Genomic DNA, 14,784 nt, shown 5'->3' with positions numbered 1-14,784 from the left:
GCTTATTTTAACACGCTTGGTTGAAAAAAATAGCTGAAAATGTTATAATTTTTAAGATGAAAAAACCAAAAACTTCTGCTAAAAATATTGTTAATCGTCGAGCGCGATTCGATTATGAACTTGGCGACGAGCTTGTTGCTGGAATGAGCTTGCGTGGAGTTGAAGTTCGTGCGGTGCGTGATGGCCGCGTTAGTTTAAAGGGCGCTTTCGTGACTCTTCGAAATGGGCAAAAAGGTGAAGAGCTTTGGCTCAATAATGCAAGTTTTTCACTCAAAAATCAGGGCGAGGGAATTTCGAAAGCCGACGCAATTGACACTTCGCCAAAAAAGCTACTCGCAACTCGCAAACAAATTGAGGATTTTTCGAGCCAAAAGAAGGCAGGCTTTACAATTGTGCCAGTTAAAATTTTAGCCGAAGGTCGCTTTATTAAAATCGTGATTGCGCTCGGAAAAGGTAAAAAACAATATGACAAGCGCGAAACTTTAAAACGTCGCCAATCTGAACGCGAAAATGCAAGAATGTTAAAGAGGTATTAGATGAAAATTTTTTCTTGGAATGTTAATGGAATTCGTGCGGTCGAAAAAAAAGGCAATTTAGCTGAATTTTTAAGCGTAAAAAATCCGGATATCGCATGTTTTCAAGAAATTAAAATTGATGAAACGCAAATTTCGAAAGAGAATTTTGACGAAAAATATCCTGAATATTTTAAATTTTACTCTCATGCCGAACGAAAAGGTTATGCGGGAACGGCAATCTGGTCAAAGCAAAAACCGCAAGCAATTTTGCGAAATTTTCCAAAAAAAATTTTAGAAAATTTTGAACTCAGCGATAATTTTGGCGATGCTACAACCGAAGGACGAATTTGTGCTGCAAAATTTAATAATTTTTGGCTAATTACAGTTTATACTCCAAATACTAAAAACGATTTAGGCCGCTTGAAATTGCGAGAAAATTGGGATGCAGCCTTTCTGGCTTTTTCGAAAGGTCTAGAAAATGGCGAATTTTCAAGAGAAGATTTTGCAGAAAATTTAGAAATTATTGAAGAAAATCCACAAGATATTTTTAATTCAAGTTCGGTTATCTTTTGTGGTGACTTAAATGTTGCGCATGAGGAAATTGACCTTTCAAACCCAAAAGCCAATCGCGGAAAACACGGTTTCACAGATGAAGAGCGAATTGGATTTTCTAATTTCTTAAAAGCCGATTTATTTGATATTTTTCGAAATCAAAACCCAGAAAAGGCTGAAATCTACACCTGGTGGAGTCATTTTGCAAAATCTCGCGAACGAAATGTTGGCTGGCGGATTGACTATTTTGTTGTTTCAAAATCATTAAATTCAGAAAAAAATAAAGCCAAAATTCATAACGAAATTATAGGGAGCGATCATTGTCCAATTTCGCTGGAGCTTAAAGATGTTTGATTTTTGGCAAGTTCAATCTTCGAAATTACTTTTTCCTGAAATTGCCTGGAATAAACCCGAGCAAAAAGCACATGCGGGCAAACTTTTGATTATCGGTGGCGGGGCAGGGGCTTTTCGCGGACTTGCAACTTCCCACCAAACTGCTTTAAAGACTGGTGTTGGGGAGGTTCGAATTTTATTACCAGATAGTTTAAAAAAAGACATTAAAATTAATTCAAGCGAGCTAATATTCACAAAAAGTAATCTTTCTGGTGGATTTTCGAATGAAGCTTGGGAGGATTTTAAAGCTGGTGAAAAGTGGGCGGATTCTATTTTATTTATTGGCGACACAAACAAAAACTCCGAAACGGCAATTCTTTTCGAAAAATTTATTCTTGAAAGTGAGAAGCCTGTTTTTATCACTCGTGATGCAGTCGATATTTTACTTGATTCTTTTAGTGAGATTTTATTAAAAGAAAATATAAGTATCTTGGCAAGCTTTGCACAACTTCAAAAGATTTTTTCGAAAGTTTTTTACCCAAAAGTTCTAACTTTCTCGATGAATCTTTCGAATATTGTTGAAGTTCTTCATAAATTTACACTTTCTTATCCTGCACAAATTTTAACTTTAAATAACGAAAATTTTATTATTTCTGAAAATGGTGAAGTTTTTTCATCTCCACTAAATTCTACTTTAAACTTAGGCAAGCTTTCACCTATCCAAATTTGGTCGGGTGAAATTCCAACAAAAATTGCAGTTTGGCAAATCTGGAATAAAAACCAGAGGTCAAAAGCTGCAATTACAGCAATCTCATCTTGATTTTTAAAAACATAAGTATTATAATTGATTTTATAATACGAGATTTTTATGATTGAAATGAAGAGAACTCGCCAAGATAAAGCCGAGAAAAATATTGAAAAAATAAAGAAAAATCCTCAAAAAGAGAAAGCTTTATTAGAGAATCCTAAAAAATCACGTTTTTTACTTTCGAAATTATCAAAAAAACAAAAAATTAGTTTAATTATTGGTATAATATTTTTAGTTTTGGTTACTATTTTTAGCTTTTTGTTCTTTTTTAGAAAACCAGAAAGCGCACCCGTGAAAAATCTAGACCCAAAAAGCCAAAAAACCGAACCAAAAAAGAAAGCTAAACCAGAAAAATTTTATTCAAAATTATCTGGAGTTGAGGTTTCTGAAAAATCACTCGAAAATGCACCAGTCTTTGGTGTTATGATTGAAAACTCAATTCCAGCAAGACCGCAATCTGGACTAAGCCAAGCTGAAGTCGTTTTCGAAGCAATAGCTGAAGGTGGAATTACACGTTTCTTGGCTCTATATCAGCAAAATAAGCCTAAGCTATTAGGGCCCGTTAGGAGCGTTCGCGGTTATTATATTGATTGGGCTTCAGGATTTGATGCCTCGATTGCTCATGTTGGTGGCCCGGGAGACGCTTTGGCAAGAATGCGAGACGGCAAACATAAAGATATGGATGAATTCTTAAATACGCAAACCTTTTGGCGTTCAAAAAATCGCTATGCACCTCATAATGTCTATACGAATTTTACAAATTTATCAGCATTAGGCTCTTCGAAGGGTTGGAATTCTTCGAATTTTGAAGGTTTTAGTCGAAAAGAAGATTCACCAGCAAAAGATAAAAATGCAACCCAAATTCAGGTTAATATTTCAGGTTTTTCTTATAATTCAACCTATGTTTACCAAGAAAACTGTAATTGCTATTTGCGAAGTCAGGCCGGAGTTACTCATACAGATGCGAATGGAACTCAAATCTCAACTAAATCCCTAATTGTTTTAAAAATGGAAAACAAGCTAGCTGCAGACCGATATCATAATACCTACAGAAATATTGGTAGTGGAGAAGCGATTGTATTTCAAGATGGAGTAGCTCAAGAGGTAAAATGGATAAAATTAAGCGAAGGCTCCCCATTGATTTTACAAAATAATGATGGTTCAAATTTTAAAATAAATCGAGGCCAATCTTGGATTGTTACCGTCGGAAATTCAACGGGCTCAATAGGCTGGCAGTAAACACGTATTCTATTTTTGTTCGCTTTTTGTTTGCGATTTTTGGGCTAACAGTTTAAGTTTCACATAAGCTGTTAGTCCTCATTTAGAAAATTATCAATTTTATCTGATTGAGATATTCGAGAAATAGCATCTTTAAGACCAAATTTATCTTTAGGATCTACAAAATAACGGATTTCAAGACCGTTTTTAAAATGTAGAGTTATAGTAGTATATAGATTACCAGTTTTTGGTGATTCTTGGGTTTTAAGAGCTACGCGGGCAACTGCTGAAATAATATTATCTTCATTTAATTGATTCTTGTTCATAAAATTTTTTTCCTTATATTTTATTAAAATTATTTTATATTTACAAGGACATTATATCAAAAAGAGAATTTATGTCAAGGGTCGCACAATATATCTTTTACGACATTATATGTAAAAATAACTCTTAAATATAAACTTAAATATTACTATTTGTATTTATACTGCGTAGGGCTTATTTTATTATATTCCACAAAAAGAATTTATATAAAATAAATCCATATAGATTATAATCAAGTAAATTATTAACAAGGAAAGAGCGGGAATTACAAAAAATATTTTCCTTATATAATTTAAAAATTCTTTGAGCTTAATTTCTCAAATATTCATCTTTTCTGACAGATAAAAAATAATTTTCCACACCCCTACCTTATTTATTTTTTGACAATTTGACTTTTTTATTTTTTAATATTATAATATGTTTTTTATATTTTTCCCTGCTCTTCTTATTCTTAATTATAGCATAGAACAAAAAGCGAACAAACCTCTTCTCTTTTTTGTTATTATTTATAATAACCTTTTCCTTCAATCCTTAGATCTATGTAATTTGGTGAAATTTTATGAGTTCCAAAATATTCAATAGCCTTTTTAAAGTTAATAATTTGCCCTTCTGCAGAATCGGCTGTCGACATCCTCGCAAAGTAACTTACACCTTTTACAGAAACTTCAACCTGTCGTAAACTAAGGGGCGGAATACGAATTTTCGAAATCTCTAGCCCCTGTTTGTTTGCAGCAGAAACTAGTTTTCCAATAAAGCTAAAAAAGCTACTGCTTGCAACATTTTTACCGTTAGAAACTATAGCACCGCTATCATCAATTATATTTAGTGACGGTTTTTCAAAATTATTAATATTAAAAGATACACCTTCAGAATCAACGAAAAATTCTTTACCATCAACCAACCAAGAAGCAACAGGTTTTCGAAAATCAAGATAAATTTTATATGAGGTTAAACTATTAAATTTAATATCCGAAATAGATAATACTTCTGGATAATCTTTTTGAAGGCTTTCAAGTAAAGCGTTTTTATTTAAATTTAATAAGATTCGTTCACTCGGATTTATATTTAAATATTCTTCAACCGATTTTTCATATTTACTTAAATTTTGACTTTTCGACTCATTTGAAACTACTGAAACCTTAGAAATAAACTGGAATAAAAATATAGAAATTAAACTTATAAAAATAGCTAAAATCACGAAAAAAGCGCCTAGCTTTCTTCGGCGAATAACTAATTTTTGATTTTCTAAACGCTCAGAATGCTCTTTTTGATGCCGTGAAATTGTTTTTCCACGCCGAAAATCACCCTTCTCTCTCGAGCGTTCTTCTAAAATTTTTTCGCGCATTTCGCGTCGAGTTAAGTTTTTTTCTTCTTTCATCTAACTATAATTATATCATAAGCTCAATATTTTTTATAGCTTTGCGGCTTCAAAAATCATTTCCGTAACATCTTTAGCAGCATTAGGCTTAGCAAATTTACTAAATTCTTTACCAAGCTTAAGCATTTCTTCTGGATTCTCTAAAGTTCTCAAAATTTCATCTGAAAGAATTTCTGGATTTTTTTCAATTTCATCGTCAGAAACAATCTTAACAGCATTAGATTTTTGATAAACCTGCGCATTTTTTAATTGATGCCCGCCCGTTAATCTTGCATTTGGAACAAGGATTGTTGGCTTGTGAAGCGCGGCAAGTTCAAGGTTGGAAGTTGCACCAGCCCGAGCAACAACCAAATCTGCAGCAGCTAAAAACTTCCACATATCTTTTGATACAAAACTTAACAAGTAAAAATCCTTCGAAAATCCCTCAGTTTTTCTCTTAAGTTCATCAAATTGAGATACGCCAGAGATTAGAACAATTTGAGCAGATTTTGAAAGTTCCTCACCCTTCGAAACTACCGCATTATTAAGCCGAGCTGCACCAAGACCGCCACCAGTAACTAAAACAAGAGGCTTATCTTTCGAAAACCCGAGCTCAACCTTAAAATTATCTTGTTCTTTTTTGCTATATTTTTTAAAATTTTCAAGTACTGGAATTCCAACATATTTTGAAATTTCTTTTGGATAATTATAAAATTCGAGCGGTGCGCCTGTTGCAATTCTTTTAGCAAATTTTGAAATAATACGATTAGCTAAACCTGGGTGAGCATCAGAATCATGAATTACAATTGGAATTCTCAAAATCCAAGCGCTTATTCCAACAGGAACACAAACAAACCCGCCTTTGCAGAAAATAACATCTGGTTGCCAAAAAAATAGTTTGAAAAAAGACTGAAAAATACCGGCAATATTTCGAAAAATATCTATAAGATTACCAAAAACAACACTTGGAATTGTAAGATGCTGCCAAAAAGTTAAGTGATTGTAGCGGCGAAATTTCCCACTTGAAATTTTTGAAATTTTAACTCTTTCACCAAAAGAATCAGTCATTATTTTTTTAGCCTGTGGTGCAAATTTTTTATCACACCAAAAATGTAATTCTACTTTTGGATTTTTCTTTAAAATTTCTTTAAAAACTGCCACGATTGGAACTACGTGACCGCCTGACCCGCCGCCGACTGCCAATATTTTCATTGCCTTCCTCCTTAAAATCTTCAACTTGAGTAAATGATGTGTAATTCGAAATATTAAACACAACACCAAGAACTGTCAAAATAACAACCAAACTCGTTCCACCATAAGAAATTAACGGAATTGTAATACCTTTAAGTGGAAATAGCCCAACCATCGCTGCAATATTAATAATTGTTTGCGAAGCTAGCCACCCAGCAACACCGGCCACAAAAAGGCGGCTCGCGGGGTTTTCCATTTTTGAAATAATTACAAGAAGCTGATAAAACAGCCCGAAATAAATTGCAATAATAAAAATTAAACCGACAAAACCAAACATTTCTCCCATTACGGCAAAAATTGAGTCATTAATGGTTTCAGGCAAATAGCCAGCAGATTGAACTGAATTTCCAATCCCTAAGCCCAAAACTCCGCCCGAGCCAATTGCGAGCTTTGCATTACAAATATGGTATTGATCTTTACCACTTTCAGTTAAAATGTTGCTACAATCGCCACTCGAAAAAGTTAAAATTCGAGAAATTCGATGAGGTTCGAAAACAATCAGAAGAACAACCCCAACCAAAACCAACACACCAATTGGAATTAATTTTTTAGACTTCATTCCTGCAATAATAAACTGAAATGCAATTGCGATAATAATTGTCGTTGCCGTTCCAAGATCTTTTTGAAAACCAGCAATCACCAAAAGCACCGCAATAATCACAACTGAAGCCGGTAGAATCGTTTCTTTATAACTGTTGATTTTTCCATTCGAAGCTTGAGCGCCAAGGAAAGTTGAAAGAAGCAAAATCACGCCAATCTTTAAAAACTCAGCTTGCTGAAAACTGAAACCAGAAAAGCCAAACCAGCGACAAGCTCCATTTTCACAAATTACAGGAGGAAGATTAAACAACGCTAAACCTGCAAGAGCTACACATAAAATTAGAGAAAAGATAAAGAATTGTAATGATTTCGAAAAAATCCAGTTGAGTGGAATTGCCTTCATTCCAAAAAAGAAAACCAAACCAACCGCAATATAAATTAAATGTCGCCAGAAGAAATAATAATCATCGTAGTTCGCACCTTTAGCAATATTCAATGAATTTGCTCGCTGTGGGCTTAATGAAAACATTACAACCAAACCAATCAGCAGCAACAGACAGATAAAAAGAAATAGCATATAATTTGCACGATGCTTGCGGATTTTTTCGAAACCTTCAAGATTGAGGCGTTTTTTATTGTCAGCTTTAACACTTTCGTAAATTCTCATACAAGGATTTACGATGAAAATTAAAAACATTGAACGAATTAAAAATATAACTCGCTCCAAAAAACCTGCAAAATCACCGTTCAAAAATTGCTGAAAAATTGCTGAAAAATTATCATTCTTCAAATCACTTTTTAAAAAGCTTTGGTTACGTGATTTTCGAAAAGATGAATTTCGAACTTGTGGCGTTCGAGCTTGACGACGAGATGAATAGTTTTCAAAACCCCGTCGTTCACTCAAATTCCTATTCCTTCTTTCCATTTTAAAGAATTTTATGCTCTGCCAGCGCCAAAATTACACCAATAAAGGCCATAACCATTCCGATAATCCAAAAACGCATTGTAATTTTAGTTTCTTCCCAGCCAGTAGCTTCAAGATGATGATGAATTGGTGCAGAGATAAAGATTTTTCGTTTAAATACTTTTTTCGAAAAAATTTGAATCGCGCTTGAACCAGCTTCAATCACAAAAATTAAGCCAATTACAGGAAGAAGAAGGAGTGAATTTGTAAGCATTGCAACTACTCCGAGAGTCGTTCCCCAAGCGAAAGAGCCAACATCGCCCATAAAGAAACGCGCAGGATAGACATTAAACCATAAATATGCAAGTAGTGCGCCAAGAACAGTAAAACAAAATACCGCTAAATTATGCTGATTCTGAACGAGAGCAATAATTCCAAAAGCACCGAAAGCAGCACTCAATAATCCACCCGCCAAACCATCAAGCCCGTCAGAAATATTTACGGCATTACTTGTTGCAACAATCGCAAAAATAAAGAGTGGAACCATCCAGTATCCAATTTCAATGTTACCAATAAAAGGAATCATAACACTTGTAAAGTGAAGTTTAAAAGTAAAAAACCACGCTAAGAAACCAGCAAGAGAGATAATCATCGCAAACTTAACAGGCGCACGGAGCCCGGCATCTTTACGATTCGAACCCCAAATATTTAAGATGTCATCGATTAAACCAATAAACGCACCACCAGCAAGCCCAGCAAGTGGCAACCAAGTTTGCTCACGCTTCAAATTTAATAAAACAGAAATGATAATAACTGCAATTACGCCAATAATTCCTGCCATAGTAGGAATATTACGTGCAATTTTTTTAGCATGTAGTTTATTTACAACAGTTAAAGCTTCACCTGTAACAGATGCTGTTTTTTGCTTCTTCCAGAATTTATATTTATAAGCAACAAAAGTATAAAGTGGCGTTAAAGCCATTGCTAGAACGAACCCAGCAAGACTAAATAATGCAGAAACGATTAATTGATTTGTGATATTTAACATATTCCCTCTTTAATTCTTTGGTTTAATCTCTAAATAATTTAATAGCCAGTTTGAAATTTCGGTGAAAATCGGTGCGGCGTCTTTCGACCCTTGCAGATTCTGATTTTCACCCCAAACCGCTACCATTATAACATACTCGGCTTCATCTCCGCCACCAAAACCAACATAACTACCAATTGTCTGATAATCAACATATTTTCCACCAACGATTGTCTGGCTTGTTCCGGTTTTTCCGCCAATTTGATAACCCGATGGATCTTTTGCACCACCAACTTTTCGAACACCTTCCAGGACTTGCTTCATCTGTTCACTGGTTTCTTTCGAAATTACCGCTTCTTTATTAATTTCAGGCTCTTTTTTCGAAAGCTTTCCATTTTCATCAACTATTCCTTCAATCAGGCTTGGCTTATATAAAGTTCCACCATTCACTAGTGAAGAAAAAGCATTTGCCGTTTGAAGCATTGTTGTGGTCATACCTTGACCAAAAGTCATATTCGAATATCGAACCGCATTTCCTTCAGCTTTTTTTGGTGAAACTAGCAAACCTTTGCTTTCAAGAACTTCAATTCCAGTGTCCAGCCCAAGCCCAAAACGATTATGGAAATAATCATAAATCTTATCCCGAGCGGTTGAGTTAAGACTTCCACCACCAAGGAGCTTTCCAATAGTCACCATTCCAGTATTGAGCGAATAATTCATGGCTGTTTGAAGAGTAATCGAACCAGTATGCCCCAAAACTGCATTTTGAATTACAATATCTTCAATTCTAATTGAATCAGTATTGTTATATCGAGTTGAAGGACTCGCAACGCCTTCATTAATTCCTGTTGCCATTGTGAAAGATTTTATCACCGAGCCATTCTCATAAGCCATTGTTGTAGTATTATTATTATATACTGAGCTTTTTTCAACTTTACCATAATCTGCTGGGTTGTAAGTTGGATAGTTTGCCATTGCCATAATTTTGCCATTTTTTGGATTCATAACCAAAACTGAGCCATTTTTCATACCTTTTGACTCCATTTGCGATTTTAAAACCTTTTCAACGCGAGCCTGAATATTACGATCAATTGATAACGCGATATTTTTTCCATTTATGGCTGGCTTTTCGATATTCTCACTTCCAACTTCAATAACCTGATTGAATGCATCGGTAGTAATTTTTTTATAGCCATCAGTTCCCGTCAATTCTTTATTCATTGCCTGTTCGATGCCATAATTTCCACCATTATCATTTACAAAACCAAGAACTTGTGCAGCTAAATTTCCCTCAGGATAAACTCGGCGAGTTTCTGCAGTAAATCCGACCCCATGAAATTTCTTTTCACGAATTGCATTTGCCTGTTTTAATGAAAGTTTAGTTCCAATAACTTGATATCGCGTGCTAGTTTTTTCGAAAAGCTTTTCAAAATCATCTCTTAAATTTCCACCAGCAATTTTTCTAAACTCTGAAATAATTTCACTTTTTTTAACTTTTTTTGAATTTGCAATTTCCTGCGGGTCAATCCAAAGCGTATAGACAGTTTCATTCAAAACCATTTTAGTTAGTTTTTTGCCATCCATTGCATAAATTAAACCGCGTTGAGCTTTAATTTCGAATTGTTTTCTCTGACCTTTATCAGCACGAGCGCGATAATCTGCACCTTCAATAACTTGCAAGAAAAAAAGTCGAACCACAATTACCGCAAAAACCCCTAAAATTGAGACTGCGAGATAACCTGTTCGACTTTTATTCTTAAAACCTAAAATCATATAATTCTATTTTATCACACTTTTTGTGATTTTTCGAAAAAAGCTTAACCTTATTTTGCGTAAGAAACTGACGCTGGAGTTGTCATTTTCTTTGCGACTTCGCTATTTTCAATATTCGAAAGCGCTGTAAGTCGTGCGTTTTCCACTTCTAAATCAGCTTTTTTAGTTTCTAAATCTGAAATTTTCGAATCAATTTGCTGAATTTCGTTTCCATAAAGTGCCGGTTTAGAAGAATTCATTAAGAAGATAATTCCAAGAACTGCAATCAAAACACCAAGCATCAAAAATTGCGTTACTGCACCAAGTTTTGCTGTTGGCTGAAAAATAGCGATATTGTTATTTCTTCCATATGACCGCGACGAAACTTGTGTTTGGCGACGGCGACTAACATAATTTGTGTTTGTTTTATACATTGGTTTTTTGTTGCGTTAAATTTAATATTCAATAAAATAAAGCACCAGACCAGTTTTTCGGCTGGTGCTCTAAAGTTTAGTTTCTGTTTTAAATTTTTGTTTTTGTTTTTCGAAAGCGTCAAATACTATCGAAAATTAACTTTTACGCGAGCTTGTTCGTTAGCGTAGCTTACTTTGATTGTTTTTGGCATCTCGCCTCCTTTTGTTTTTTTTATTTTCTAATGCTTACTCGCAACTTTGCGCTGCGGGCTCGCGGATTATTAACATCTTCTTTCGCACTATCAAGCGGTTTTTTAGTAATCGTCTGAAATTTAGACTCTAAACCTTTTTTTGAATCATCTTTGAAATAATTCTTCACTATTTTATCTTCAAGACTGTGAAAAGTTATAATTCCAACTCTTCCACCTAAATTTAACAGTTTCGGAAGTAATTTTAAAACCTCCTCAACTTGTTGAAGTTCATTATTTACCGCGATTCGAATCGCCTGAAAAGTGCGCGTTGCGGGGTGCGTTTTCTGCCAACCGCCTTTGTGCACGCTTAAAATTAAATCAGCCAGCTGCGTTGTGGTCTCAATTCTCTGCTTTTTTCGAAATTCTAAAATTTTCGAAACGATTCTTTCAGCAAAACCGCGCTTTTCTTCGCCAAATTCAATTAAAATTTGCAAAAGTTCATTCCTGCTTGCGAAATTCACAATATCTGCCGCTGTTTTTTTCTGCGCAGGATTCATTCGCATATCAAGTGGGCCATCTTTTCGAAAAGAAAATCCCCTTTCTGCAATATCTAACTGAGGTGAAGAAACACCCAAATCTGCCAAAATTATATCAAATTTTTGACCTCTTTTTACCAATTCTTTTGCGGCCGAAAGAAAATCTTTGTGTAAAATCTCTACACCTTCATTTTTAAACCGCTGAAGCGTGCGAATTGCATTTTCATCCCTATCAACTAAAACCGAGTTTTTGAAATTCTCGGTTATACGCAAAAATTCGCCAGCGTGCCCTCCATATCCTGCCGTAAGATCAAGATAACTTTCACCTCTCTTTGGCTGGATTTGTTGCAGACTCGCTTGCAATAAAACTGGTATGTGAACTGATTCTTCTGTGTAATTCATAAATTTAAAGCCACCTAACTGATGATTAAACTTTTTGTTTTTGTTATATTTTTGTTTTAAGATTCATTATAAGTTTAGCTTCTTGCTTGGCGTATAGCCAACCATATTGCTGTTTGAGAGACTTATATATGAGGTGGAGTTTTATTTTGGGAGGTTTTAAAATGTGCTCCAGCTATTATTTTAACCTGGTTACTGGAATTTGTCCAGCTGTTTAATCACCAGATAGTTGACCTTAAACTAAAAACTACATCTATTTTAACGTGCTTTTATTTTTGTTTAGTGGTTTTTCTGTTTGTTTCTGTCGTTGCCACTGATTTAAGTTTACCGCGAATTATTTTTTTTCGCAAGACCTATTTTTGACAAACACGCAAATTTAGAAATAATTTTTTATATATTTTTCCACAACTATGTGGAAAAGCAAGCCTTTTAACAGATATTCCCCGCTTTTCCACAATGCTTGTGTTTAATTGTTGAAAACTAATTTATCGTGGCAATAATGCGCTAATTAATGCAGTATCATATTTTGTTGTAGACATTAGAATCAAATATGTTACAAATACAACAAGATTGATTGCAAGTGAAAGAACTAAAACTGCACTTCGAAAATCTTGCGTAACTTGGTCAACCACTACTGTTCCATCTTCAGCGATAATAATTCCATTATTTGTAAGCAAAGTTTTAGCTTTTTTAATATCTTGCTCTTTTTTTGAAACTTTTGTAGTTTTTTCAGCAACTTTTTTAGCTGTAGTTTTTTTAGCAATTTTTGTTTCTGTTTGTTTTTTTGTCATTTTTTTCCTTTTTTGTTTATTTGACTTATTTGATCTTAATTGTTTTTTATGTTTATATAATAGCATAAGTTTTTTAAAAAGTCAATAGCTTTTATGCTAAATTATTTTAAAACATTTCAAAACCCTCTGCCAATATTTTGTTCGCTTGACATTGCATAGTTTTATTTTATTTTATTTTTTGACATTTCACTATTTTATTGTTTTCATATTTTTGAGCCTTTAGCCTTACTATTCCATAAAAATAATCAAAACTAAAAGACTCTCGAATTTTCGAAAGTCTTTTGCACTCAATTAATTTTAAAATAAATTAACTAAAAATCTACTTTATATAGCATCTTCGCCAAAGAGTTTTTTTATGCGAGCTACAATCGAGCCTTTGTGACGGCCTAGTTCTTTACTCAATTTAGCAATTAAATCTGCATCAATTTTGCCATTTTCGAAAACCATTTCTTGTAATTTCGAATCATCAACAAGTCTCCACGCACGATACGCATTTGGATATTCTTGCCGCATTTTTTCAAGCTTTTCAGCCCAAGTTGTTTTTGATGGTTGTACCTCAACAATTTCGCCTGCTTCACGCTTTTTAGCAACTTCTTTTAAGTGCGAAAAACGCTTTTCGGCTTTTAAACTTTCATTTTTAAGTATAAAATCAATCTTCCGCGCTTCTTCACTAACCATCAAAGCAGTGCGATTTATTCCAAGCAAATAAAGTCTATCAAGAGAGCGAACACGAGAAAGTGCCACATAACCCATTCCTTCAGAAAAGGCTTTTCGAAGGTCGATTCGAGCGGCATCGAGTGTCATTCCTTGACTTTTATGAACCGTAATTGCATATGCCAGCCGGAGTGGAATTTGCATAATACTTGCTCGCTTTTTTTCACCATCACGCATCTCCCAAGTTTCTGGCACCATTGTAATAATTTTGCCATTTCGAAATTGAACAATTGGGTAATCTGTTGATCTTTCAAAATCAATAACTTCTCCAATTGAACCGTTCACGTATTGGCGGTTTTGGGCATTTTTTACTGCCATCACTAAAGCACCTTTTTTGAGTCGCAATAGTTCCGGCGCAAGAACAGACTTCTGTAAAGTTTCAATATAGTTTTTCGCACCAGTTGTGGTTTGCGCAAAATGAAACTCCTCACCTTCAAGTTCGGTAAGTTTTTGTTCATTTATTTTATCAACATCTATATTAGTAGTGTGGAGTTCGGTTAAGTTTTTCGAAAAATCATCACTTTTAAAACTGAGCTCAACATCAATGCGATCAAGCAAACTTTGAGCGTGCTTTCGACGTAAATCATCCGCTCTAAGTGCGTTTAAAATTTCAGATAGTTCATCATTTTTTTGACGGTGATTTTCCTCAAGATAGCAAATCGTAAATTTGGCAAGCTTCCAGGCATTCGAATGAATCGCAAAACCACCAGTTCGCCCACCAGCTCGGTTAATTGGCGGTAGCTGAAAAAAATCACCACATAAAATTATCTGAATTCCACCGAAAGGTTTATCATTTTGGCGAATTGTGCGACAAATTTCTTCAACCATGTCTAGTCGAAAATCATGCAACATAGAAATTTCATCAACAACCAGAATATCTGTATTTTTAATAATTTCAGCCCGCGTTTTTGGGAATTTTTCAAAAAATTTTTTCGAAAGATAATCATAAATTCCAATTCCGCTCCAAGCGTGAATAGTGTTTCCTCCAAGATGAGTTGCCGCTAAACCAGTGGTAGCCGTAACGCTAACCTTTTTTCCAGAATTTTTTGCAAGCTTAATAAACTGGTTAAGTGTGAAAGTTTTTCCACTTCCCGCTGCACCAGTTAAAAAAACATTTTCGCCTGAGAGCATAATCTCTAGTGCTAACGCTTGCTTCATT

The 14,784-nt window shown here is 34.5% G+C and carries 14 protein-coding genes; 4 read left to right on the top strand and 10 right to left on the bottom strand.

Features of this window, described 5'->3' with window-relative positions; all coding sequences use genetic code 11:
* Positions 1–56: 56 nt before the first annotated feature.
* From smpB to HXL38_001125, 4 genes are read left to right on the top strand one after another with little or no spacing between them, the layout of a single operon-like run.
* Positions 57–536: an SsrA-binding protein SmpB gene (smpB, locus tag HXL38_001140; protein QWB91165.1), complete on the top strand. Its 480-nt coding sequence runs from the start codon at positions 57–59 to the stop codon at positions 534–536.
* On the top strand, positions 537–1,421 hold the full coding sequence (locus HXL38_001135; GenBank protein ID QWB91164.2) for an exodeoxyribonuclease III: 885 nt from the start codon (positions 537–539) through the stop codon (positions 1,419–1,421). It begins immediately after the preceding gene.
* A complete protein-coding gene (locus HXL38_001130; GenBank protein ID QWB91163.1) occupies positions 1,414–2,220 on the top strand; it encodes a hypothetical protein in 807 nt (268 codons plus the stop codon). The genes HXL38_001135 and HXL38_001130 overlap by 8 nt, the downstream gene beginning before the upstream one ends.
* A gap of 48 nt (positions 2,221–2,268) precedes the next feature.
* Positions 2,269–3,447: a DUF3048 domain-containing protein gene (locus tag HXL38_001125; protein ID QWB91162.1), complete on the top strand. Its 1,179-nt coding sequence runs from the start codon at positions 2,269–2,271 to the stop codon at positions 3,445–3,447.
* 71 nt (positions 3,448–3,518) lie between these two features.
* Here the strand turns inward: HXL38_001125 and HXL38_001120 are convergent, their stop codons facing one another.
* From HXL38_001120 to HXL38_001075, 10 genes are all read right to left on the bottom strand, one after another.
* Positions 3,519–3,752, bottom strand: a complete 234-nt coding sequence (locus tag HXL38_001120) for a hypothetical protein (GenBank protein ID QWB91161.1) — start codon at positions 3,750–3,752, stop codon at positions 3,519–3,521.
* 500 nt (positions 3,753–4,252) lie between these two features.
* Entirely contained in the window at positions 4,253–5,128 is an 876-nt protein-coding gene (locus tag HXL38_001115; GenBank protein ID QWB91160.1) for a hypothetical protein, read from the bottom strand.
* A 33-nt stretch (positions 5,129–5,161) separates the two neighbouring features.
* Entirely contained in the window at positions 5,162–6,319 is a 1,158-nt protein-coding gene (locus tag HXL38_001110) for a glycosyltransferase (protein ID QWB91159.1), read from the bottom strand.
* Positions 6,255–7,823, bottom strand: a complete 1,569-nt coding sequence (locus HXL38_001105) for an FtsW/RodA/SpoVE family cell cycle protein (protein ID QWB91158.2) — start codon at positions 7,821–7,823, stop codon at positions 6,255–6,257. Before HXL38_001105 ends, HXL38_001110 begins: the two co-directional genes overlap by 65 nt.
* A gap of 1 nt (position 7,824) precedes the next feature.
* A complete protein-coding gene (mraY, locus tag HXL38_001100; GenBank protein QWB91157.1) occupies positions 7,825–8,850 on the bottom strand; it encodes a phospho-N-acetylmuramoyl-pentapeptide-transferase in 1,026 nt (341 codons plus the stop codon).
* 9 nt (positions 8,851–8,859) lie between these two features.
* Positions 8,860–10,602: a penicillin-binding protein 2 gene (locus tag HXL38_001095; GenBank protein ID QWB91156.1), complete on the bottom strand. Its 1,743-nt coding sequence runs from the start codon at positions 10,600–10,602 to the stop codon at positions 8,860–8,862.
* A 50-nt stretch (positions 10,603–10,652) separates the two neighbouring features.
* The gene (locus HXL38_001090) at positions 10,653–11,015 is read right to left on the bottom strand and encodes a hypothetical protein (protein QWB91155.1); all 363 of its coding nucleotides are present in this window, start codon (positions 11,013–11,015) and stop codon (positions 10,653–10,655) included.
* Positions 11,016–11,226: 211 nt separating this feature from the next.
* Positions 11,227–12,123 carry a 16S rRNA (cytosine(1402)-N(4))-methyltransferase RsmH gene (gene rsmH, locus HXL38_001085; protein ID QWB91154.2) on the bottom strand — a complete coding sequence of 299 codons (897 nt, stop codon included), beginning with the start codon at positions 12,121–12,123 and terminating at the stop codon, positions 11,227–11,229.
* A gap of 482 nt (positions 12,124–12,605) precedes the next feature.
* Positions 12,606–12,911 carry a hypothetical protein gene (locus HXL38_001080; protein ID QWB91153.1) on the bottom strand — a complete coding sequence of 102 codons (306 nt, stop codon included), beginning with the start codon at positions 12,909–12,911 and terminating at the stop codon, positions 12,606–12,608.
* A gap of 324 nt (positions 12,912–13,235) precedes the next feature.
* Entirely contained in the window at positions 13,236–14,783 is a 1,548-nt protein-coding gene (locus HXL38_001075) for an AAA family ATPase (protein QWB91152.1), read from the bottom strand.
* Between the last annotated feature and the right edge of the window lies 1 nt (position 14,784).

Origin of the sequence: Candidatus Saccharimonas sp., from assembly GCA_015256915.3 — a bacterium.
Lineage (GTDB): Bacteria > Patescibacteriota > Saccharimonadia > Saccharimonadales > Saccharimonadaceae > Nanogingivalis.
This window is presented reverse-complemented; position numbering and strand designations above follow the sequence as displayed.